The sequence below is a fragment of the Phenylobacterium sp. genome (assembly GCF_013822795.1).
GTDB lineage: Bacteria > Pseudomonadota > Alphaproteobacteria > Caulobacterales > Caulobacteraceae > Phenylobacterium.
In genome coordinates, this window is the sequence record NZ_PNLB01000001.1 from 323106 (window position 1) to 344123 (window position 21018).

22 protein-coding genes are annotated in these 21018 nt (G+C 68.7%); 19 read left to right on the top strand and 3 right to left on the bottom strand.

What is annotated here, in order from left to right:
- Positions 1-96 precede the first annotated feature (96 nt).
- The 14 genes from C0481_RS01500 to C0481_RS01565 all read left to right on the top strand — a co-directional run bounded on the left by C0481_RS01500 (position 97) and on the right by C0481_RS01565 (position 12456).
- Positions 97-1062 carry an ATP-binding cassette domain-containing protein gene (locus C0481_RS01500; protein ID WP_293399922.1) on the top strand — a complete coding sequence of 322 codons (966 nt, stop codon included), beginning with the start codon at positions 97-99 and terminating at the stop codon, positions 1060-1062.
- Complete coding sequence (locus C0481_RS01505; protein ID WP_293399925.1) at positions 1059-2036, top strand: ABC transporter permease; 978 nt, start codon at positions 1059-1061, stop codon at positions 2034-2036. The genes C0481_RS01500 and C0481_RS01505 overlap by 4 nt, the downstream gene beginning before the upstream one ends.
- Positions 2037-2425: 389 nt before the next feature.
- Positions 2426-2599: a Flp family type IVb pilin gene (locus tag C0481_RS01510; protein WP_293399927.1), complete on the top strand. Its 174-nt coding sequence runs from the start codon at positions 2426-2428 to the stop codon at positions 2597-2599.
- A gap of 129 nt (positions 2600-2728) precedes the next feature.
- On the top strand, positions 2729-3571 hold the full coding sequence (cpaB, locus tag C0481_RS01515) for a Flp pilus assembly protein CpaB (protein ID WP_293399929.1): 843 nt from the start codon (positions 2729-2731) through the stop codon (positions 3569-3571).
- A gap of 50 nt (positions 3572-3621) precedes the next feature.
- Positions 3622-5076, top strand: coding sequence for a type II and III secretion system protein family protein (locus tag C0481_RS01520; protein WP_293399931.1), 1455 nt, complete (start codon positions 3622-3624; stop codon positions 5074-5076).
- A 10-nt stretch (positions 5077-5086) separates the two neighbouring features.
- Positions 5087-5374, top strand: coding sequence for a hypothetical protein (locus C0481_RS01525; protein WP_293399933.1), 288 nt, complete (start codon positions 5087-5089; stop codon positions 5372-5374).
- Between the two features lie 56 nt (positions 5375-5430).
- Positions 5431-6633 carry an AAA family ATPase gene (locus tag C0481_RS01530; protein ID WP_293399936.1) on the top strand — a complete coding sequence of 401 codons (1203 nt, stop codon included), beginning with the start codon at positions 5431-5433 and terminating at the stop codon, positions 6631-6633.
- 4 nt (positions 6634-6637) lie between these two features.
- Positions 6638-7978: a CpaF family protein gene (locus C0481_RS01535; protein WP_293399938.1), complete on the top strand. Its 1341-nt coding sequence runs from the start codon at positions 6638-6640 to the stop codon at positions 7976-7978.
- 6 nt (positions 7979-7984) lie between these two features.
- The gene (locus tag C0481_RS01540; protein WP_293399940.1) at positions 7985-8965 is read left to right on the top strand and encodes a type II secretion system F family protein; all 981 of its coding nucleotides are present in this window, start codon (positions 7985-7987) and stop codon (positions 8963-8965) included.
- A 10-nt stretch (positions 8966-8975) separates the two neighbouring features.
- The gene (locus C0481_RS01545) at positions 8976-9923 is read left to right on the top strand and encodes a type II secretion system F family protein (protein ID WP_293399943.1); all 948 of its coding nucleotides are present in this window, start codon (positions 8976-8978) and stop codon (positions 9921-9923) included.
- Between the two features lie 17 nt (positions 9924-9940).
- The gene (locus C0481_RS01550) at positions 9941-10786 is read left to right on the top strand and encodes a LytR C-terminal domain-containing protein (RefSeq protein ID WP_293399946.1); all 846 of its coding nucleotides are present in this window, start codon (positions 9941-9943) and stop codon (positions 10784-10786) included.
- A gap of 1 nt (position 10787) precedes the next feature.
- On the top strand, positions 10788-11666 hold the full coding sequence (locus tag C0481_RS01555) for a tetratricopeptide repeat protein (protein WP_293399949.1): 879 nt from the start codon (positions 10788-10790) through the stop codon (positions 11664-11666).
- On the top strand, positions 11653-12168 hold the full coding sequence (locus C0481_RS01560) for a prepilin peptidase (protein ID WP_293399951.1): 516 nt from the start codon (positions 11653-11655) through the stop codon (positions 12166-12168). Before C0481_RS01555 ends, C0481_RS01560 begins: the two co-directional genes overlap by 14 nt.
- Before the next feature lie 105 nt (positions 12169-12273).
- A complete protein-coding gene (locus C0481_RS01565) occupies positions 12274-12456 on the top strand; it encodes a hypothetical protein (protein WP_293399953.1) in 183 nt (60 codons plus the stop codon).
- 9 nt (positions 12457-12465) lie between these two features.
- Here the strand turns inward: C0481_RS01565 and C0481_RS01570 are convergent, their stop codons facing one another.
- The 3 genes from C0481_RS01570 to C0481_RS01580 form a co-directional block, all read right to left on the bottom strand.
- Entirely contained in the window at positions 12466-12849 is a 384-nt protein-coding gene (locus tag C0481_RS01570; RefSeq protein WP_293399956.1) for a DUF3597 family protein, read from the bottom strand.
- A gap of 58 nt (positions 12850-12907) precedes the next feature.
- Positions 12908-15625 (bottom strand): TonB-dependent receptor, encoded by a 2718-nt coding sequence (locus C0481_RS01575; RefSeq protein WP_293399959.1) that lies wholly within the window; start codon positions 15623-15625, stop codon positions 12908-12910.
- A gap of 155 nt (positions 15626-15780) precedes the next feature.
- Positions 15781-16983: a Xaa-Pro peptidase family protein gene (locus C0481_RS01580; protein WP_293399962.1), complete on the bottom strand. Its 1203-nt coding sequence runs from the start codon at positions 16981-16983 to the stop codon at positions 15781-15783.
- Between the two features lie 70 nt (positions 16984-17053).
- Here C0481_RS01580 and C0481_RS01585 point away from each other — a divergent pair, with 70 nt between their 5' ends.
- The 5 genes from C0481_RS01585 to C0481_RS01605 all read left to right on the top strand — a co-directional run bounded on the left by C0481_RS01585 (position 17054) and on the right by C0481_RS01605 (position 21014).
- Positions 17054-17551: a GAF domain-containing protein gene (locus C0481_RS01585; protein WP_293399965.1), complete on the top strand. Its 498-nt coding sequence runs from the start codon at positions 17054-17056 to the stop codon at positions 17549-17551.
- A gap of 117 nt (positions 17552-17668) precedes the next feature.
- Positions 17669-18277: a class I SAM-dependent methyltransferase gene (locus tag C0481_RS01590; RefSeq protein WP_293399968.1), complete on the top strand. Its 609-nt coding sequence runs from the start codon at positions 17669-17671 to the stop codon at positions 18275-18277.
- Positions 18278-18366: 89 nt separating this feature from the next.
- Positions 18367-19599: an FAD-dependent monooxygenase gene (locus tag C0481_RS01595; RefSeq protein ID WP_293399971.1), complete on the top strand. Its 1233-nt coding sequence runs from the start codon at positions 18367-18369 to the stop codon at positions 19597-19599.
- A complete protein-coding gene (locus C0481_RS01600) occupies positions 19600-19944 on the top strand; it encodes a nuclear transport factor 2 family protein (protein ID WP_293399973.1) in 345 nt (114 codons plus the stop codon).
- Complete coding sequence (locus C0481_RS01605) at positions 19941-21014, top strand: phosphotransferase (protein WP_293399975.1); 1074 nt, start codon at positions 19941-19943, stop codon at positions 21012-21014. The genes C0481_RS01600 and C0481_RS01605 overlap by 4 nt, the downstream gene beginning before the upstream one ends.
- Positions 21015-21018 lie beyond the last annotated feature (4 nt).

Sequence of the window (21018 nt, forward strand, 5' to 3'; positions counted from 1 at the left end):
CTTCGACCCTCCAAGGACACTGCGGTTGTTCAAACGAGCATGGCGTAATCAGCAGCGTTAGCAAAAGATTAATCGCGACAGTGGGAGCCTGCCGCCATGCAGACTGGGGCCGCCCCTGACGCCTTGCGCGTCGACGCGCTCGCCAAGCGTTTCGCCGGCGGGGGAGGGGTCGTCGACGTCTCCATGCGGCTGGCGGCCGGCAGCATCACCGGCTTCATCGGCGTCAACGGCGCCGGCAAGAGCACGACGCTGCGCTGTATCCTTGGTTTGCTGACCCCCGACGCCGGGAAGGTTGAGATGTTCGGCGCGGCCGCCGACCGCGATGCGCGGCGACGGGTCGGGTTCCTGCCCGAAGAGCGCGGCCTGTTCCCGCGCGAGCGGGCGCGCGACGTCATCGCCTTTCATGCGCGGCTGAAGGGATTGGAGAAGGCGGCCGCCTTTCACGCCGCCGACCGATTGCTGGAGCGCATCGGCCTGGCCGAGCGTCGACGCGCGCGGGTGGGGGAGCTGTCGAAGGGCAACGCCCAGCGGGTGCAGTTGCTCTGCGCGCTGGCCCACGGCCCGGACCTGCTGCTCCTAGACGAACCGTTCTCCGGCCTCGATCCGATCGCCCAGGGCGAGGTGCATTCGTTGTTCTCGGAATTCCGCGCCGGCGGCGGGGCGATCCTGTTTTCGACCCATGCGATGTCCGCGGCCGAGAGCCTATGCGACCGGGTGGTGATCCTGGCCGGCGGGCGCACGGTGTTCGAAGGCGCGGTCGCCGAGGCGGCTGCGGCCTCTCCGCATGGGGCGGTGGTGGTGACGCCTGACGACGGCGGACTGGCGCGGGCCGTCGCCGCGGTCGGCGGGAGCCTCGTGCCGATGGCCACGCGGATCGGCGAGGCCGCGCGCTGGCGCGTGACCTTGCCGGCGGAGGTGACGCACCCGGCGCTGATGCGCGCCCTGGCCGACCAGTCCGTTCCGATCTTTGCGTTCGAGCCGATCAAGTCGGACCTGGAGGGCGCGTTCTGGCGGCTGGCGTCGGACGCACCGCCGGCGCGCGCGGAGCGGAAGGTCGCATGAACCATCCGATCTGGCTCATCGCGGGCCGCGAATTCCGCGCCTATGTGACCACCGCCAGCTTCTGGGTGGCGCTGGCGATCGGGCCGCTGTTCACGGTGGGCGGGATGCTGGCGGCGGGCGCTCAGCGGCCAGCGCAGGAGCAGCTGGTGATCACCGCCGAGGCCGGCGCGGCCTGGGAGGCGCGCTTCAGCGAGGCCTTCCCGCTGTCGCCCGCCGGCCGAGCCCGGATGCTCGAAGTTCTTCGCGGCGAGGGCCTGGCGGTGCAGGCCGCCCCGCCGCCGCAGCCGCGCGACCCGGAGAGCTTCTCACGGTTCCTGCTGGTGACGCTGCTTTGGGTGACGCTGGTCGGTTCGCTGGGGATGCTGCTGCAGGCGGTGGTGCGTGAGCGCGCCAATCGGGCGCTGGAGACCCTGCTGTCGGCGGCCCGGCCGCTGGATGTGGTGTTGGGCAAGGTCTTGGGCGTCGGGTCAGTCTCGGTGCTGGTGGTCGGAACCTGGCTGGCGGCGCCGGCCTCCGCGGCGCTGCTGGCGCCGGGGCCGGCCCTGGGCGCGCTGGCGGGGTTCGCCGATCCGTTGGCGCTGGCGCGCGCGGCGGTGATCTATCTGCTGGCGTTCGGCTTCTACGGCTTCCTCACTGTCGCCGCGGGCGTGATGGCGCGTGACAGTGCTGACGCTCAGAATCTGGCCCGGCCGATGTTCGCGGTGCTGCTGGTGGCGTTCTTCACGACCATGGCCGCGGCGACCGGCGCGGCCGACAAGATGTCGTGGCTGACGTTCCTGCCGCCGTTCACGCCCTTCATGCTGCTGGTGCGACCCGCGCCGCTGGCGGTCGAGGTCGTGGCGATCGCCGAGCTGGCGGTCGCGACCGTGCTGGCCGGGTGGTGCGCCAGTGAAATGCTGCGTAGAGGCGTCTCGCCGCCGCGTTTTCGTTGGCCGCGTCTGGGGCGGCCGAAGACCTCCGTGCGCGATTACTGAATTTACGTACCTCTCTCCAGGTTGTGAGGGAGGCGATCCTTAAAGACATCGCAAAGTTGAGGTCTTCGCGTGGCGGGTGGGGCGCCCGGGGCGCGGGTGCACCTGCGCGGGGAAAAGGCCGGGGCGAGTTCGCCTGGTCGGTGCGCCGGTCCGAAAATTCTAACATTTAATAACATTAGATTGCGGACTAGAAGTTGTGCGATGCGAGCAATTATTAAGTAATGAATTCTTAAAAAACGCGCGCGTTAACCATGTATTTAGGTTTACAGCTCGTTAAGCCTGTGGATTAATTTGCCTCAGGTGGAAGCGACGGGGGTCCCCAAACTTCAACCAATTCCCGCCGTAGCCATGGTGGCGCGGCCTGTCGTCCTATGAGTGGGAGGCTAAACATGTCCAAGTTTTTCGCGTTCCTCAAAGACGAGTCCGGCGCCTCGGCTGCCGAGTATGTTCTGATCCTGGCCATCGTCGGCACCGGAATCGCCGGCGCCGCGCTTGGCCTCGGCAGCGCGATCACGACCGCGCTCGGCAATGCGACCACGCAGATCACGAATCCGACCCCCTAAGGCGCGGACTCGAGTAGCGCGCCGTTTCTGTGACAGGCGGCGCGCTACAGGAGCCGTTCTCCAAGAGATATGCGCGGCGCTCGCTGAGCCCGCACCACGGATAGAGCAGCTATCTACGGAAGGCCGCCGATGTCTTTGCGTACGCTTGCCTCATTCGCGCTCGCAATCCTGCTTGGATTGATCGCCGTGCTTGTGGTCCGGGGGGTGATGACCTCCCAGAGGCCGGCGGCCGCCCAGATGGCGGCGATGACGCCGGTCGTGGTGGCGATGATGCCGATCGAACGCGGCGTCGAGCTGAAGCCCGCCATGCTCAAGACCGTCAACTATCCGAGCGATGCTGTGCCCGCCGGGTCGTTCCGGTCAGCCGATCTGCTGGTCGGCAAGGATACGCCGGCGCGGATCACCGTCCGCTCGATGATCGCCAACGAGCCGGTGCTGGCAGCCAAGCTGAGCGGCGGCGACGGCAAGACCAACCTGTCAGGCACGCTGACGCCGGGAATGCGCGCGGTGAGCGTGCGCTCCACCGACGTGACCGGGGTCGGCGGCTTTGTGCTGCCCGGCGATCACGTCGACATCCTGCTGACCCGCACGGTCAGCAGGGGCGAGAGCGAAACCACGATCACCCAGGTGCTGGCGGAGAACAGCCTGGTGCTGGGGGTCGACCAGATGAGCGACCAGGACGCCGACAAGCCGCAGGTGGCCAAGGCCGTGACCATCGAGGTTACGCCCGACCAGGCCCAAGCGGTCTCGCTCGGCCTATCGGTCGGCGAGGTGAGCCTGTCGCTGCGCCAGTCGGCGGACGTGGCGGCCTTGACCAAGAAGGTGACGAGCGTCGCCGACCTGGCCGGGCCCGGCGCGCGCAAGCCCGCGCCGGTGAAACGCGCGCCGGTCCGGCGGAGCGATGCAGGCATGACCGAGGTGCGCGTGACGCGCGGGGTCGAGACCGCCGGATACTCGGTCAGAGCCTTCTGACGGGCCGGTTCGGAATTCCCAGCCGCAGAGCGGCGCGAGGGGGGACGAAGATGAGAACCAACGCAAGACGACTGGCCGCTGGGCTGATGGCGGCGAGCATGGCCCTGGCTATCGCACCGAGCGCCTGGGCCCAGGGCACGGGCGCCTTCGACCCGGCGAGCGCCGTCGAGGTCGAGGTGCCGGCCGGCAAGTCGCAGGTGATCGAACTGCCGGGAACCTATGTCGACGTCATGGTCGCCAATCCGGAAATCGCCGACGTGCTGCCGCTGAGCAACCGGTCGATCTATGTGGTCGGCAAGAAGGCCGGGGCCACCGGCCTGACCGTCTACGGTCCCGGCAAGCGGCTGATCTCGGCGGCCAATATCGTGGTGTCGGCCGATATCGATGGCCTGAAGCGGCGGCTGCACGAGCTGTTGCCCAACGAGCGCGACATCGGCGTGCGCCCGGCCAACCAGTCGGTGGTGCTGTCGGGCACGGTCAGCAGCCCGGCGGCGCTCGGCCAAGCGGTCGCCCTGGCCGAGACCTACGCCCCGACCAAGGTGGTCAACATGCTGGGTGTCGAGGGCACCCAGCAGATTATGCTGTCGGTCCGCTTCGTCGAGATGAACCGCGCCACCGCCAAGGGGCTGAAGGTCAACGTCAACCGGAGCGACTGGGACCCGGCCAAGGGCCCGCCCAGCGGCGCGAGCCGCTCGGGCGATGATCCGTTCATGGCGGTGTTCACCGGCGATACGATCGTCAAGAACGGCGGTCTGCTGATCGACAGCTTCGGGGCGGTGGCCGCGCTCTACAACGGCAATCTCGAGATCCTGCTCGACGCCCTGGAGACCCGCGGCCTGACCAAGACCCTGGCCGAGCCGAATTTGGTGGCGATGTCGGGCGACACCGCCAGCTTCCTGGCCGGCGGCGAGTTCCCCATTCCGGTGGCGCAATCGAGCGCCGCTGGCGATCTTGCCCCGACCATCACCGTCGAGTTCAAGCAGTTCGGGGTGTCGCTGGCCTTCACGCCGACCCTGCTGCAGGACGGGTTGATCAACCTGATCGTCAACCCTGAGGTGTCGAGCATCGACCCGACGGTGTCGGTCGAGATGGGGCTGATCAAGATCCCCGGCATCAAGGTGCGCCGCGCCAAGACCACGGTCGAGCTGCGCGACGGCGAGTCCTTCATGGTCGCCGGGCTGCTGAAGGAAGACTACGAGAACCAGCTGCGCCAGTTTCCGTTCGTCGGCGACATGCCGGTGCTGGGGGCGTTGTTCCGGTCGAACGGCTACAAGCGCGAAGAGACCGAGCTGGTCATCGTCGTGACGCCGCATCTGGTCACGCCGCGCAAAGGCAGGATCGCCGGCCCCGGCGACAACTTTGTCCCGCCCTCTGACTTCGAGCTGTTCCTGTTCGGCGCCTCGCAGGCGGCGGGGCCGTGGATGCGCCCCGAGGACCGCGCCCTGATGAGCGCAGATCCGGCCCGCGGCGGCATCGAAGGACCGCACGGCCATGTCCTCTATTAGGAGCGCCCCGATGCGCGCACGTCAGATCTTCGTTCTCGCGATCCTGGCCGCCGGCCTGGCGGGCTGCGTCCAGACCCAGCCGCACCTGGGCGGCGACTTCGGTTACGCGATCCGCGCCGCCGCGGTCGCGCAGATCGCCAACCCGAACGCCGTCTACACCGGTGATCCTGCGCCTGGTTCGGACGGCTCTCGTGTCGCCCTGGCGCAGGAGCGCTATCGCACCGGCAAGGTCATCGAGCCGGTCGCCGCCGCCTCTTCGATCAGCTCCGCCTCGTCGATCGGCATGGAGGCCAAGTAGGGGACGTTTCGGGGGGACCGCGGACGGATCTGAAGCAGATGGTGGACATGCCAAAGATGTTTCGAGGTTTCGGTGCGTCGGGAGGCGACCGCGTAGAGCCCGCCGTCCGCGGCCGCCGCGTGGGCGTGGCCGACGGCGCCATCGGCGGCGCCGAGCGCTTCGCCTCGATCGCTGCGCAGTTCCCGCACGTCGCCTTCGAACCGTTGCCTGGCGATTGGCCGCAGCCGCCGGCCGGGCTCGACGTGCTGGTGGTCAGCTTGGAAGGCGGTTCGATGGAAGCGGTCGAGGCCGGCATGCGCCGGTTGTCGGCGACGGCGCCGCAGACCAGCGTGGTCGTGGCGCTGCACGACGCCGACGTCACCACCACGCGGCGGCTGGTGCGGGCTGGCGCGGCCGACGTCCTGACCTATCCGCTCAGCGAGCCGGCGCTGGCGCTCAGCCTGGAACGGCTGCTGGCGCCGCGTGCGCCCGCGGCGGCGCAAGACCGGCCCAAGGGCGAGGTCGTGGCCTTTCTGAAAGCCGGCGGCGGAGTTGGAGCGACATCGCTGGCGGTGCAGGTCGCCGCCGCCGTGGCGGCGCGCGGGTCGGTCGAGGTCTGCCTGGCGGACCTGGATCTGCAGTTCGGGGCCGCGGCGCTCTATTTCGACCTGCCCGAGGCGATCACCCTGGCGGACTGCATGAGCTCGGGCGCGAACCTTTCCGAGACGCCATTCGCCACCGCCCTGGCTGGGCACAGCTCCGGCGCGCGGGTGCTGGCCGCGCCGCGCGAGATGGTCGCCCTCGAGATGCTGACCCCCGAGCACGTCGAAGCGCTGTTGGACGGGCTGCGTCGCGACTTCGGACTGGTGCTGGTGGACCTTCCCGCGGCGTGGACGGCGTGGACCAATCAGGTGCTGCACCAGGCCGACCGCATCGTGCTGGTCACCGAGATGAGCGTGCCGCACGTCCAGCTGGTCAAGCGCCAGCTGCGGGTGCTCACCGCCCAGGGGCTGGAAGGCCGGCCGCTGACCCTGGTCTGCAACGGCCTGACCAGCGACCAGACCGGGCTGGTCTCGGTCAAGGCCGCCGAGCGCGCCATCGGGCGTGAGTTCGACGTCATCATCCCCGAGGACAGCAAGACGATGACGGCGGCCATCAACGAGGGCGTCGAGCTGTCGGCGGTGCGCAAGGGCACCAAGCTGGAAAAGGCCGTCGGCGAGCTGGCCGGCAAACTGGCTGCGCTGGCGCCGCCGGCCGCCAGCAATTGGCTGAGAGGGTGATCGGATGCTTTGGAAGCCCGCCGCATCTAATGAGACCGCCGCGCCGATCGGTGCTCCGCAGCCGACGCCGATCGAGGGCGCGACGGCGCTCAAGGTCCGGATCCACCAGCGGCTGCTCGAGCTGCTGAACCTCAGCCTGCTGGATAAGACGCCGCGCGAAAGCCTGCGCCTGGAGATCCGCGGGGCGGTCAGCTCGCTGCTGGCCGACGAGAAGCGGATCTTGAATCTCAGCCAGACCGACCAACTGATCGAGGACGTGCTGGACGAGCTGCTGGGCCTGGGCCCGCTGGAGCCGCTGCTCAAGGACGAGAGCGTCAGCGACATCCTGATCAACACCCACAACACCGTCTATGTGGAGCGCTTCGGGCGGCTGGAGCCGACCGACGTCCGGTTCCAGGACACTCGCCACTTGGTGCGGATCATCAACAAGATCGTCGCGGCGGTCGGGCGGCGGGTCGATGAATCCCAGCCGATGGTCGACGCGCGGCTGGCCGACGGCAGCCGGGTCAACGCGATCATCCCGCCGCTGGCGGTGGACGGCCCGCTGGTGTCGATCCGCAAGTTCGCCAAGACGCCGATCCATGTCGACCGGCTGATCGAGCTAGGCAGCATCTCCGCCGATATGGCCGGGCTGCTGCGGGCCGTCGTGCAGTCGCATCGCAACGTGCTGATCTCGGGCGGCACCGGCTCTGGCAAGACCACGCTGCTGAACGCGTTGTCGGCGTTCATCGCCCACGAGGAGCGGATCGTCACCATTGAGGACTCGGCCGAACTGCAGCTGCAGCAGCCGCATGTCGGGCGCCTGGAGACGCGGCCGGCCAACATCGAGGGCCGGGGCGAGATCACCCAGCGCGACCTGGTGCGCAACGCGCTGCGGATGCGGCCTGACCGGATCATCGTTGGCGAAGTGCGGGCTGGCGAGGCCTTCGACATGTTGCAGGCGATGAACACCGGCCACGACGGGTCGATGACTACGGTCCACGCCAACACCCCGCGCGATGCGCTTTCGCGCATCGAGCAGATGATCGGCATGGCTGGACTGGAGCTGTCGCCGCGCTCGGTCCGCCAACAGATCGCCTCGGCCATCAACGTGGTGATTCAGGCCGAGCGCATGGACGACGGCCGTCGGCGGGTGGTCTCGATCAGCGAAGTCGTCGGCATGGAAGAGGACGTGATCTCGCTGCAGGAGATCTTCCGCTTCCGCCGCCAAGGCCGTGCCGCTGCGGGCGGCGTCGCCGGGGAGTTCGAAACCACCGGCGTGCGGCCTCGCTTCGTCGACGTGCTGACTGCGCGCGGGGTCGAGCTCCCGCCCATCCAGTTCGCGGCAGGGAGGCGGTCGGTCTAGGCGATGATGAACCCGATCATCTACGTTCTGGCGTTCGTCGCCGTGGTGGTGCTGGTCCAGGCGCTGGCGCGCGTGATCTTCCTGGCCGGCGACCGCAATAAGCGGGTCAATCGCCGGCTGACGATGCTGGAATCCGGCATGAGCCGGGACGAGATCTTCAGTACGCTGGTGCGCAAGCCGGCTGGCGCCCGCAGCTTCGGCTGGATCTCGCAGGCCTACGATGGGATCGAGCGCTATCTGCGCCAGGCCGGGCTTTTGATGTCGCCGGCGCGGCTGGTGGCGATCACCGCCGGGATCGCGGCGGCGCTATGGTTGGTGGGACTGAGCGCGGCGACCTCCGGCAAGGGGTCGAGCCTGCTGGTCAGCGGCGCGATCTCGATGGCCGGCGCCTGCGTCCTGGCTGTGCTGGGGGTGGCCCTGTGGGTCCGCCGCCTACGCGCGCAGCGGATCAAGAAGATCGAGGAGCAGTTGCCGGCGGCGCTCGACGTCGTCAACCGCGCGGTGCGGGCCGGACATCCAGTGATCTCGGCCGTGCAGCTGGCCGCCGACGAGATGGGCGATCCGGTCGGCTCGGAGTTCGGGCTGATCGTGGACGAGACGACTTACGGCGTCGACTTTAAGGAGGCGCTGGCCAATTTCGCCCGGCGCACCGGGGCGCCGGCAGGCCACTTCTTTGCGGTCAGCGTCGCCATCCAGTCGGAGACCGGCGGCAATCTCGCCGAGATCCTGGAGGGGCTGGCGAGCGTCATTCGCGGCCGCCACTCGCTGGGCAAGCGGGTGCGGTCGCTGGCGAGCGAGGGCCGCGCCTCTGCGGTGCTGCTGAGCGTACTGCCGGTGCTGCTGATCGGCGTGCAGCTCGTCATGCGGCCAACCGTCTACTCCGACAAGTTCTCCGACCCGATCTTCTGGCCCGTCGTGCTGCTGACGGCGGTCATGTACCTGATCGGCTGGGCGATGGTGCATCGCATCATCAACTTCAAATACTGAGGCGATGACGATGGCCCAGTGGTTCGATCTGGCGATCCAAGCCTTCACCTTCCTAGCGGTGTTCGCGGTGGTGAATCTGGCCCAGCGGGCCATCGGCTCGCAGCTGGCCGTACGTCGGCGGTTGGGCGGCGGCGACGTCAGCACGCCTCAGTTCGCCGAAGGCTCGGTGCTGCGGGACGAGAAGGTCCGCAACCCGATCCTGCTTTGGGTGCAGTCGGTGACCGCCAGCGGGGAGACCAAGGACACCCAGAAGCTGCGCACGGACCTGTCGCTGGCCGGGTTCGACCAGCCATCAGCGCCGATCTGGTACGTGATCGTACGGTTCTCTTTGGCGATCGGCGGGCCGGTCCTGCTGATCGGCGGCCTGGCGCTGGCGGGGCGCCCGCTGACCGGCCTGGGCGCCTTCATCTTTCCGCTGGCGATCTGCGGACTGGGGCTGGTCGCGCCCAAGGCGGTGCTCGACAACCGCATCAACGCCCGCCGTGAACAGCTTGAGCACGAGTTTCCGGACGCCCTCGACCTGATGGTGGTCTGCGTTGAGGCCGGTCTGGGGTTGGAAGCAGCCTTCGTGCGCGTCGCCGCCGAGGTCACGGAGTCGCATCCGCGCATCGCCGACGAGTTCGGCCGCCTGGCCGACGAACTGGCCGCTGGGCGCGGGCGCGCCGAGGCCCTGCGCGCCCTGGCCGAGCGGCTGAATGTCGACAGCATCCGCTCGTTCGTGGCGCTGCTGATCCAGACGGACCTGCTGGGGGTCAGCATCGGTCAGAGCCTGCGGACGTACTCGGCCGAGATGCGCGAGACCCGGTTCATGAAGGCCGAGGAGAAGGCCATGCGGATTCCCGTCTTGATGACCGTGCCGATCGTCGCCTGCTTCATGCCGGTGATCATGGTCGCGCTGCTGCTGCCGCCGATGATCGATGTGGTCCGCACGCTGCTGCCGGCCATGGCCGGGCGATAGCTGAGATGGGGACGCCGATGATCACGCTTCGAGCCTTCGCGGTCCTGGCCCTGGTTCCTGGGCTGGCCGGCTGCGCCCTGTTCCCCCGCGCGGCGGCCTGGGTGGACTTTAAGGCGGTGCAGACCAGCGAGGTCCAGCGCTTCTCGCGGCAGGACGGCTACTACAACAGCGCCGCTGCGGCGATCGAACGCCGCGACTACGCCACCGCTCTGGACCTGTTGCAGGGCGCGCGGGCGGCCAAGCCCGACGACGTGCGGGTGCTGAACGCCTTCGCCGTCGTCTATGACAAGCTCGGACGCTTCGATCTCAGCGCCCGCTACTACGGACAGGCCGAGCGACTGGATCCCGGGTCGCCAGTCCTGGCACGGAACATCGCCTATTCCGCCAACCTGCAGGCCCGCTTGGCCGCGCCGCCGAGCTACGCCCTGGCGCGCGCCGAGCCGGCGCCGAGCCCAGTTGCTCGCATCGAACCCAGCCTGGCTCAGCGGCCGGCGGTGGTGCGGCTGGCGATGGTCGCGCCGGCGCCGGTCGCGCTGCTGGCGCCGGGACAGACCGGTCGGCCGTTGGAACTGGCCGATGCTTCTGGACGCGCCGGGGGCGCGGCGAGCGCGCGGGCGGCGCTGCGCCGGCTCGGCTGGTCGGTCGATGAGATCGCCGCCGGCGGGGGTCAGCAGGCGAACACCACCATTACTTATGGCGACCGCAACGCCCTGGTTGCCCAGGCTCTGCAGCGCACGTTGCCGGGCCCTGCGAGCCTGGTTCGATGCCGCGACAACTGTCCGGGCATCCGGCTGGCGATCGGCGCCGACGCGGCCAAGTGGACTTGGCCGGCGCGCGGCGACCAAGCCCTGAAAGGAGACTGAGGTGCGGACATTCGTGACCCTCCTGATCTTCGCCGCCATTGCGGCCACGCCAGCCCAGGCCGGGATCTTCGGGCGTGATGACAAGGCGTCGCCCCAGGTCAGCGCCGCGGCCGTTGCCGAGATCCAGCGCGCCATGGACGAACAGCGGCTGATCGACGCCGGCCGGATGCTCGACAGCGCCCAGGTCGCCGGCGTGCGCGATCCGCGTCTGGAGGTTTTGGGCGGGGACCTCAATCTGCGCCGCGGCCGGCTCAACGCGGCCTATGCCAGCTATCGCGCCGCTGAGGCCGATCCAGAAATCCTGGCGCGGGCGCTGCAGGGGCAGGGGATCACCCTGTCGCTGCAAGGCCGTTCGGACGAGGCGATAGCCACGCTGCAGCGCGCGGTGGAGGCCGATCCTGGCGCCTGGCGCGCCTGGAACGCGCTGGGACGCGAATACGACAACCGCACCCAGTGGACCCAGGCCGAGGCCGCCTACGCCCAGGCGATGAGCGCGTCGGGCGGAGACGCCTTGGTGCTCAACAACCGCGGCTATTCACGGCTGTTGCAGCATCGCCGCGACGAGGCGGTCGCCGACTTCGTGGCTGCGCTGGGCAAGCGCCCGTCGCTGACCGAAGCGCGCACCAATCTGCGGCTGGCGCTGGCGATGCGCGGCGATTACGACCGCGCCCTGGCCGGCGGCGCGCCGGGCGACCAGGCCGCGCTGCTCAACAATGCGGGCTTTGCGGCCGGCATGCGCGGCGACTACGCCAAGGCTGAGGCGCTGCTGGGTCAGGCGCTGGAGCTGAAGAGCGAGTACTACGGCCGTGCGTCCGAGAACCTGAAGGTGGTGCGCGCCCTGGCGGCGCAAAGCGAGCCGGCCCCCAATGTGGTCCGCTGAAAACCTGCATACCGTCCTGGCCGCCATCCTGTCGGGCATCCTGATCTGCGTGGCGGTCAGCGACGTCATGGATCGGCGCATTCCCAACGCGGCGGTGGCCGCGGTCGTGGCGCTGTTCGCCCTCTGGGCGCTGGCCGACAGGGGCGCGAGCCTGGGGACCGGGCTGGCGGCGGCGGCGATCGGGTTCGCGGTCGGCTTCGTGCTCTATCTGCTGCGGGTCATGGGCGCGGGCGACGTGAAGCTGTTCGCGGCCGTGGCGCTGTTCACCGGGCTTGGCTACCTGCACCTGTTCGCGCTGGCGACGGTCCTGGCCGGCGGGGCGATGGCGGTGGTCACCATGGCTGCCCGGCCGCGGCGGGCCATGGTGATGTTCACGCTAAAGGGGCGAGGCGATTACGGCCGCGGCATCCCTTACGGCGTGGCGATCGCAGCTGGCGGGCTGGTTGCGGTTTGGGGCGCGCTGACCGGCGCGCTGCCGGTCGACGTGCTGAGCCGCCTCTAGCGCGGCCGAGAACTATTCATCGATTGGGGAATTATATCCACGCGGGCGGCCTCGACGTCGGCACGCAGGAGTGGAAGCGCCTCGGGTCAACCACGAGGTTCTGACGTGATCTGGCGATCGATGGAAAGCGCGCCGCGAGACGGGCGCGAGATACTGGCCCTGGTCGAGGGCCGCGTGCCGATGGTGGTGTTCTGGTCAGACTGGCTGGAGGAGCACTGGCAGCCGTTGGGGCAGTCCTGGCGAGAGACGACACCGTTGCTCTGGGCTCCGTTGCCGCCTCCGCCGTAAGGTCTGAGGTCAGTCCCGCAGACTGGCCGGCACGACGCCGCCGTTCTTGGCCAGGGCGTCCCAGACCGCCTTCTGCAAGGCTATGTTCTGCTCGGCGCTGCCGTGCGGACCGGCGGCGACGCCCAATTCGCCGGCCAGCTCTTTGCGGGCGTCCAGGCTGGAGTCGAGGTCGAGCAGCTTCAGCAGGTCGACGATCGAGGTGCGCCAGTTGCCGCCGCCGCCCTTGAGTTCGGCGATCTGGACGAGCACGGCCTCGACATTGACCGGCTCAGGCGGAGGAGGCGGGGCCGCAGCGACGGGCGCTGCGGCCGGAGCCGGGGCAGGGGCGGCCGGAGCGGCCTCGGGTTTCTTGCGGTGAAAAACCTTGTCCATGATCGAGCTGAAGATGCCCATGCGCCGTCTCCCTGTTGGATCGCCTCCTATTAAAGCTCGGCCATGACAGGAGTTCCCGTCAGAACCCCTTGGTGATCGAGATGCCGTAGAGCCGCGGATCGAGCAGGAACACGCTGCGCGTGGCGCCCAGGTTTTCGTCGTTGATGTCGAAGCCGACGATGGTGTCGTCGTCGAGCAGGTTCTTCACGAACAGCTGGACGCTGAGGTCGATGTCGGGATTGGCGACGATCAGGCTGGCGTTGACGTTCTCCCACGCCTCGATGTTGTCGAAGAACGCGTTGTTGTAGCGCATGTAGCTCTCGGACTGGCGGTAGTAGTCGCCGCGCAGGGTGGCGTTCCAGCCGTTCGGCAGCTCCCAGCGGTATTGGGCGCCCAGCGAGACGGTCCATTCCGGGGCGTTGGGCAGGTCGTTGCCCGACAGGTCTTGGATGACGCCTTCGCCTGCGCCGTTGGCGAACAGCGAGACGCCCGGGCCGTAGTTGTAGACGCCGTTGGTCAGCGCGTTGGCGGTGGCGGCCGGCACGCCGGCGGCCAGCAGCCTGCCGCGGATCGTCGAGGTTCCCGAGCCAGTGCCGCCGCAGGCGAAGTTGGCCAGCAGGGTTGCGCCGCCGGGAACCTGCAGCAGGTTGGCCACGCCCTGGGCGTTGAGGATGCAGCCGCCATTGGTCGAGTTGGCGTAGATGTAGGCGGAATTGCCCTGGGTCCGGTTGAAGGTGTCGACGACCTTGCCCTGATCGATTTCGGTGTTCAGGTAACCGATGTTGGCGTTGAGCCGCAGGTTGTCGATCGGCTCCCAGATCGACTCCATCTCCACGCCCCAGATCTTGGCGTCGATGTTCTCGTTGTAGACCGAACGGTTCACGCTGCGGCCGATCTGGTAGCCCTGATAGTCGTAGTAGAAGCCGGTCAGGTTCAGCAGCAGCCGGCCATCGGCCAGGGTGTTCTTGGCCCCGACTTCGAAGGCGTTGACGAACTCCGGCTCGTAGCTGGGGTTGAGGCCGAGGGTGACGACGCCGGGCGGGTTGAAGCCGCCGCCCTTGTAGCCCTTGGAATAGGACGCATAGAGCAGGGTGTCGTCGGTGAACGACAGGTCGGGCGACCAGTCGACGTTGAGGCGGCCGGTGGTTTCCTTGAACTGCACGCTCTGGTCGGGCGTGAAGCTGGGGCCGCGGCCTGGGGTGAACAGGGTCGAGCCGCTGCCGCGCGTCCACTTCTTGTCGTCGGTGTAGCGCAGGCCCAGCGTGAACTTCAGGTCGTCCATCGCCTGCCAGTAGACTTCGCCGAAGGCGGCCTTGGACTTCAGCTCATACTCGCTGAGGCTGATGTAGTAGTTGTGGCCCGTGAAGTCGGGATTGCGCAGGGGGTCGACATAGGCCAGCGGCTGGACCACGCGCACCGCGGCGGTCGCCGCGTTGGTGGCGACATAGGTGATGCTGGTCGCCTTGTAGTTCAGATAGATGCCGCCGGCGTTGAAGTTGATCGGCCCGTCGAAGTTGGACTGCAGGCGCAGTTCCTGGGTCCACTGTTCGTTGTGGCTGGTGCCGCCTGACTCGCTCATCAGCCGGTCGGTGATCCCGAACTGCGGGTCGTTCAGCACGCCGGTCGGGGTGAAGGGCGTGATCCCGAACGGCACCGAGGAGAAGCCGCCCGTGGAGTCGCCCCGAGTGTAGTTTTCGTTCTCGTTGTAGCTGGTCAGCGAGGTGGCGGTGAGCTCGGGCGTGACGTCCCACTCAAGGTTCAGCTCGTAGAGGTCGGTGCGCGGCCGATAGGTCGGGCGGCCATAGACTTCGATCTCACGCAGGTCGCGCGAGATGGTCTTGCCGGCGAAGGCGTCGGTGGACTGCAGGCCGATCTGGCGGGCGATGATGCCGGTGAAGGTCGAGAGCTGGTTGGTCGTGCCGTAGACGTTGTCACCGTAGACCGAGGCCGGCAGACAGCCCTGGGTGAAGGCCGCCTGGGCTGCGCCCGTGGGCACGCCGAGCACGTTGGTCAGGCCGACGTCCTTCTGGCAGAGCTGCTTGCGGGCCCCGCGAGTGTCATCTTCCGAGAAATTGTCCCACAGGATATAGCCGCGGAAATTGTCGGTCGGGGTGAAGCCCAGGGTGACCCGCGCGGCCCAGATTTCGCGGTCGTCGATATCCTGGCCGTTCAGGGTGTTGTCGGTATAGCCGTCGCGCTGGAGGGCGAAGCCGGCGGCGCGCAGCTGGAACATGTCGCCCAGCGGCACATTCACGAAGCCCTGCAGCTTGATGCTGTTGTAGTTGCCGATCTCGGCGGTGACCGAGGCGTCGAAGACGTCGGTCGGCTTGTTGGTGATGACGTTGACCACGCCGCCGGTGGCGTTGCGACCGTAGAGGGTGCCCTGCGGCCCGCGCAGCACTTCGACCCGCTCGACGTCGTAGAACTCGGCGTCGGCCAGCCGGTTGGCGGTCAACGGCACGTTGTTGTGGTGGACACCGACGCCGTCGTCGCCGCCGGTCGAAACCAGCTGGGCGCCGACCCCGCGGATCTGGAAGTTGGTGCGCAGCGCGCGGCGGGTGAAGGTGAGGTTCGGAACCGACTGGACCAGGTTGCCGGCGCCGTCGATGCCCTGCGACCTCAGCGCCTGTTCGCTGAAGGCGGAAACGGCGATGGGAACGTCCTGTACCGACTCTTCCCGTTTCTGGGCGGTGACGATCAATTCTTCGATGACGGTGCCGCCCGAGGACTGCGCCCAGACGGGCGTCGACCAGACAAGCGCGAGCGCAGACGCAGAAGCCAGCAAGGCTTTGCTCATTCTTCCCTCCCTAGCCCCCAGTTCATGGCGGGGGTCTTCTTGTCGACGGCCATCGTCGAGCGTGGCCGTTCAGAACTGAGAGCTAAGGCTGTAAATTACGCAGCGTCAAACGACTTGTGATTACAGATCGCCCGGAGGGGTTGTGGTGCGAATGCTCAAGCTTCGCCGAACGGCTTCTCTAGGCTGGGTTGCGGCGGGGTGAACCAGGCCGCGCCTTCGGCCGTGACGTGGAAGTGATCCTCCAACCGAACGCCGAACGAATCCGGGATCACGATCATCGGCTCGTTGGAAAAGCACATGCCGGGCGCGAGCGGGGTCTTGTCGCCGCGCACCAGGTAGGGCGCTTCGTGGATCGAGAGGCCGATGCCATGGCCGGTGCGGTGAGGCAGGCCGGGCAGTTCGTAGTCGGGGCTCAGACCGGCGGCGGCCAGCACCCGGCGGGCGACGGCGTCGATCTCCTCGCAGGGGACGCCCGGCTTCACGGCGGCGAAGGCGGCGTCCTGGGCTTGCTTCTCCAGGTCCCAGATCCGGCGCTGCTCGGGCGAGGCCTCGCCGAACACATAGGTGCGGGTGATGTCGGAGTGATAGCCCTGGACCTGGCAGCCGGTGTCGATCAGCACGATCTGGCCGTCCTCCAGCGCCTGCTCGCCCGGCAGCCCGTGTGGATAGGCGCTGGCCTGGCCGAACTGCACCGCGCAGAAGTAGGAGCCGTTGTCAGCACCCAGGGCGCGGTGGGCCTGGTCGATGAAACGGCGGACCTCGCCGGTGGTGATCCCGGAGCGCAGGATGCGCGCGGCCCGCCGGTGCACCTCAAGGGTCATGGCCTTGGCCTGGGACATCAGGGCCAGCTCGGCCGGCGACTTGATCATCCGGCAGCCGTCGACGACCGGCGCGCCGTCGAGCAGGGCGACCTGGGGCGTGGCCTTGGCGATCCCGTTGAACACGAAGAAGGGCAGGGCCGGGTCGATGGCCAGGGTCTTGGCGCCGGCCAGGGCGCGGGCGGTCAGTTCGTAGGGGCTCTCGTGCTCCTCCCAGAGCAGTAGTTCGGCGTCGACGCCGAGGGCGGCCTCCAGCGAGCCGAGCTCGAAGCGCGGGCAGATCATTCGCACGTCGCCGTCCAACGGCAGCACCATCGCCACCAGACGCTCGGTGGCGCCCCAGGCGACGCCGGTGAAGTAGCGCAGGCTGGGCCCGGCGCCGATGATCAGCGCTTCGGCGCCGATCTGCCCCATGAGCTCTCGGGCGCGGGCGATGCGGGCCAGCCGCTCCTGTTGCGTGATGGCGGGCGCCGGAGTGGGCCAGGGCGCGAGGTCCGCAAGTTCGGTCTGGGCCGTCGAGCCGCCGATGCCATTGGTCATGTCACGCTCCGGTACTGAAGGGGGCGCCGCACGCTGGCGGCGAAGCAGGCGCGCCCGTATATACGCGCCCATGGCCGAAGCCTTCAACGAACTGACCCTGCCGGCCGCCAAGGCCGAGCGTTACGCCGCACTGGCCGCGGAAATCGCCGCGGTGCTCGACGGCGAGCCTAACCGCACCGCCCGCATGGCCACGGTCGCCTCGATGCTGGCGGCGACCTTCGACGCCTTCTTCTGGACCGGTTTCTACGTCGTCGATCCCGACAAGGAGCGTGAGCTGGTGGTCGGTCCATATCAAGGCACGCTCGGCTGTCTGCGCATCGCCTTCGGGCGCGGCGTCTGCGGCGCGGCGGCGGCCAGCGGCCAGACCCAGCTGGTGCCGGACGTCCACGCCTTTCCCGGGCACATCGCCTGCGACGGCCGTTCGCAGAGCGAGGTGGTGGTGCCGGTGTTCGACTCCGCCGGCGCGCTGATCGCGGTGCTGGACGTCGACTCCGACCAACTCGGCGCGTTCGACGAGGTCGACGCCCGCTGGCTGGAAGAGATCGTGCGGAACACCTTCGCCGTCTGAACGCTTCACGTAATCTCGAAGGTTACGATATAGACTCCGCGGAAATTCCGAGGAGCGCCATGTCCTTTTTCCGATCCCGACGCCGTCGCACGCTATGCCGAGGGGCCCCTGCGGCTCGTGCCCGGCTTTCGCGATCTGCAGCGCATGGCCGGGCTTTTGCTGGCCGAGCGCGCGCCCGCCGACGCCCGCATCCTCGTGCTTGGGGCCGGCGGCGGGCTGGAGTTGAAGCACCTCTCCGAGCTCTACTCCGGCTGGACCTTCGATGGCGTCGATCCATCCGCCGAGATGTTGAAGCTGGCGGAACGGACGCTGGGGCCGCTGGGGGCGCGTACGCGGCTGCGCCAAGGCTACATCGACGATGCGCCGCCCGGGCCATTCGACGGCGCGGCCTGCCTGTTGACCCTGCATTTCATCCCCGAAGACGAGCGGCGACGGACGCTGTCGCAGATGCATCGCCGCCTGCGGCCGGGCGCTCCGTGCGTGGTGGCGCATCACAGCTTTCCGCAAGGGACTGGCAAGGCGACCTGGCTGAAGCGCTACGCCGCCTTCGCCGTCTCGTCCGGAGTACCGGCGGCCGACGCCGAGCGGGCGATCGCGGCGATCGACGAGCGCTTGCCCGTGCTGTCGCCCGAGCGCGACGCGGCGCTGCTGGAAGAGGCGGGGTTCGGGAACGTCGAACTGTTCTATGCCGCCTTCAGCTTCCGCGGCTGGGTCGCAACGGCCTGATTGGCGGCTGACGGGACGTCAGTCTGGACACGGAGCGCCTGGCGGGCGCGTACTCGCGTGCAAGAACGTGGGTACGGGAGCGCCCGAGCGTGCAGACTTACGATCTGATCGTCGTCGGCGGCGGCATTGGCGGTTCGGCCCTGGCCACGGTGATGGCTCAGGCCGGACGCTCGGTGCTGTTGCTCGAGCAGAGCGAGGTCTACGAGGATAAGGTCCGCGGCGAGTGGATCGCGCCGTGGGGCGTGGCTGAGGTCCACCGCGTCGGCCTCTACGATCTGCTGGTCGCGGCTGGCGGACACCACATCACCCGTCACGTCACCTTCGATGAGTCGATCGATCCCGGCGCCGCCGAGGCGACGGCCCTGCCGCTGAGCATTTTCCGGGAGGGTGTGCCCGGACCGCTGTGCCTGCGTCACCCGCAGCACTGCCAGACCCTGTTCGATGCAGCCAAGGCGGCCGGCGCGGTCGCCCTGCGCGGGGTGATCGTGGGCTCGGTGGAGGCGGGCTCCAAGCCCCGCGTCGTCTACGAGCACGACGGCCAGACCCATGAGGCCACTGCCCGGCTGCTGGTCGGCGCCGACGGCCGCGCCTCGCAGGTGCGCGAGGCGGCGGGGATTCCGCTGCACCAGGATAAGCCGCACCACTGGTTCGGCGGGCTGCTGGTCAAGGACGTGGTCGGCTGGGACCCGCAGTTGCAGGCGATCGGCACCGAGGGCGATTTCGCCTTCCTGGCCTTCCCGCAGGGCGAGGGGATGGTGCGGGTCTACGGCGGCTACGCGCTGGACCAGGCGCAGCGGTTCAAGGGCCCGGACGGGGCGCGGCGGTTCTTGGACGCCTTCGACCTGGGCTGCAGTCCGGCCAATCGCTGCCTGACCGCCGGCGCGCCGGCCGGCCCGCTCTATTCCTATGTCAACGCGGACAGCTGGACCGATCAGCCGTATCGCCAGGGCGTGGTGCTGGTCGGCGACGCGGCCGGCTGGAACGACCCGATCATCGGCCTGGGCCTGTCCATCACCTATCGCGACGTGCGCATCGTTTCCGAGCTGCTGAAGTCGACCGACGACTGGGAGCATCTCGACTTCGAGCCCTACGGGACCGAGCGGGCCGAGCGGATGCGCCGGCTGCGCTTCGCGGCGAAACTACAGGCGGCCATCGACATGGAGTTCGGCGAGGCCGCCCGCGAGCGCCGCCGCCGCCACTTCGAGCGCGCCGCCGCCGACCCCAGCCTGAAGATGCACAGCCTGGCGGTGATGGCCGGACCCGAGGCCGCGCCGGCCGAGATTTTCACCGAGGCGCACCGCGCCCGCGTGCTGGAGGACTGAGTGGACATCGCCGACTACAACGCCCGTTGGCTGGCGGCCTGGACCGCCAAGGACGTCGACGCCCTGTGCGGCTTCTATGCCGAGAACGTCGTCTACAAGGATCCGCAGACCGCCGGGGGCCTGACCGGACAGGCGGCGCTACGGTCCTATCTGACCGGACTGTTCGCGGCGACCCCGGCCATGACCTACACGCCCGATGAGACCTGGCCCATTCCGGGCGGGTTCTGCGGCCGTTGGTACTGCGACATCGCCGGCGGCGGGCGGATGCGCGGCTTCGACCTGGTGATCCTCGACGGCGACAAGATCGCCCTGAACGAGGTCTATGTGCACCAGCTTCCAGCATGAGCCGCCGTCCCGACATCCGCGCCCCGGGCGAGATCGATGCAGCCTGGCTGTCGGCTGTGTTGGCGGCCGGCGGCATCGACGCGGCGGTGCGCAGCTTTGAGGCCAAACCCGTCGGCACCGGCCAGATCGGCGACAGCGTCCGCTTCCGGCTGACCTATGATCGCGGCGGCGACGACGCACCGGCCGCGATTGTCGGCAAGTTCCCCGCCGCGGGGGCCGAGAGCCGGGCGACCGGGATTATGCTCGGCAACTATCTGCGCGAGGTGCGCTTCTATCAGCAGCTCGCGCCCACCGCCCTGGTGCAGACCCCGCGCTGCTACTTCACCGACGTCGACGAGGCGACCAGCGACTTCGTGCTGATGATGGAGGACCTCGCCCCGGCCGAGCAGGGCGACCAGCTGGCCGGCGTCAGCCTGGAGCAGGCCAAGCTGGTGGTCGAGCAGGCGGCGCGGCTGCACGCCTCGCACTGGGGCGACGAGCGGCTGGACGAGCTGCCGTGGGTTTCCGGCTCCAAGGCCGCGCCGGCCAGCGCCGCCAACGAGGAGATGGTCGCCGCGCTCTGGGCCGGCTTCAAGATGCGCTACGGCGCGAGGATGAAGCCTGAATGGATCGCGACCGGCGACTGGCTGGCCCCACGCTTCGGCGAGTTCGCGCGGACCGAGGACGGGCCCCGCTGCCTGACCCACAACGATTTTCGGCCCGACAACATGATGTTCGGCACGCCGGCCGGCGGCTATCCGGTGGCGGTGCTGGACTGGCAGTCCTACGCCTATGGCTGCGGCCCGACCGACCTCGCCTATTTCCTGGCTGGGGCGCTGGCTCCCGACGTCCGCCGCGCCCACGAGCCGGCGATGCTGCAACTCTATCTCGACACCCTGGCGGCCAACGGCGTCCGCGGCTTCGGCATGGACGAGCTGAAGCCGCTCTATGGCCGCGGCGCCTACCTGCTGTTCGCCACCGCTTTCTTCGCGGCGATGATCGTCACCCAGACCGACCGGGGCGACGAGATGTTCCTGCAGATGATCGGCAGCGCCAGCGACCACCTGTGCGATCATGGAGTGGTGAGCTGAGGCG

Excerpts from the sequence above, each read along its gene's own strand:
- C0481_RS01500 (WP_293399922.1), top strand. The coding sequence starts at position 97 with ATGCAGACTGGGGCCGCCCCTGACGCCTTGCGCGTCGACGCGCTCGCC.
- C0481_RS01585 (WP_293399965.1), top strand. The coding sequence starts at position 17,054 with ATGGCCGAAGCCTTCAACGAACTGACCCTGCCGGCCGCCAAGGCCGAG.
- C0481_RS01605 (WP_293399975.1), top strand. The coding sequence starts at position 19,941 with ATGAGCCGCCGTCCCGACATCCGCGCCCCGGGCGAGATCGATGCAGCC.
- C0481_RS01550 (WP_293399946.1), top strand. The coding sequence starts at position 9,941 with ATGATCACGCTTCGAGCCTTCGCGGTCCTGGCCCTGGTTCCTGGGCTG.
- C0481_RS01575 (WP_293399959.1), bottom strand. The coding sequence starts at position 15,625 with ATGAGCAAAGCCTTGCTGGCTTCTGCGTCTGCGCTCGCGCTTGTCTGG.
- C0481_RS01535 (WP_293399938.1), top strand. The coding sequence starts at position 6,638 with ATGCTTTGGAAGCCCGCCGCATCTAATGAGACCGCCGCGCCGATCGGT.
- C0481_RS01510 (WP_293399927.1), top strand. The coding sequence starts at position 2,426 with ATGTCCAAGTTTTTCGCGTTCCTCAAAGACGAGTCCGGCGCCTCGGCT.
- cpaB (WP_293399929.1), top strand. The coding sequence starts at position 2,729 with ATGTCTTTGCGTACGCTTGCCTCATTCGCGCTCGCAATCCTGCTTGGA.
- C0481_RS01570 (WP_293399956.1), bottom strand. The coding sequence starts at position 12,849 with ATGGGCATCTTCAGCTCGATCATGGACAAGGTTTTTCACCGCAAGAAA.
- C0481_RS01540 (WP_293399940.1), top strand. The coding sequence starts at position 7,985 with ATGAACCCGATCATCTACGTTCTGGCGTTCGTCGCCGTGGTGGTGCTG.
- C0481_RS01560 (WP_293399951.1), top strand. The coding sequence starts at position 11,653 with ATGTGGTCCGCTGAAAACCTGCATACCGTCCTGGCCGCCATCCTGTCG.
- C0481_RS01520 (WP_293399931.1), top strand. The coding sequence starts at position 3,622 with ATGAGAACCAACGCAAGACGACTGGCCGCTGGGCTGATGGCGGCGAGC.
- C0481_RS01505 (WP_293399925.1), top strand. The coding sequence starts at position 1,059 with ATGAACCATCCGATCTGGCTCATCGCGGGCCGCGAATTCCGCGCCTAT.
- C0481_RS01545 (WP_293399943.1), top strand. The coding sequence starts at position 8,976 with ATGGCCCAGTGGTTCGATCTGGCGATCCAAGCCTTCACCTTCCTAGCG.
- C0481_RS01580 (WP_293399962.1), bottom strand. The coding sequence starts at position 16,983 with ATGACCAATGGCATCGGCGGCTCGACGGCCCAGACCGAACTTGCGGAC.
- C0481_RS01525 (WP_293399933.1), top strand. The coding sequence starts at position 5,087 with ATGCGCGCACGTCAGATCTTCGTTCTCGCGATCCTGGCCGCCGGCCTG.
- C0481_RS01530 (WP_293399936.1), top strand. The coding sequence starts at position 5,431 with ATGTTTCGAGGTTTCGGTGCGTCGGGAGGCGACCGCGTAGAGCCCGCC.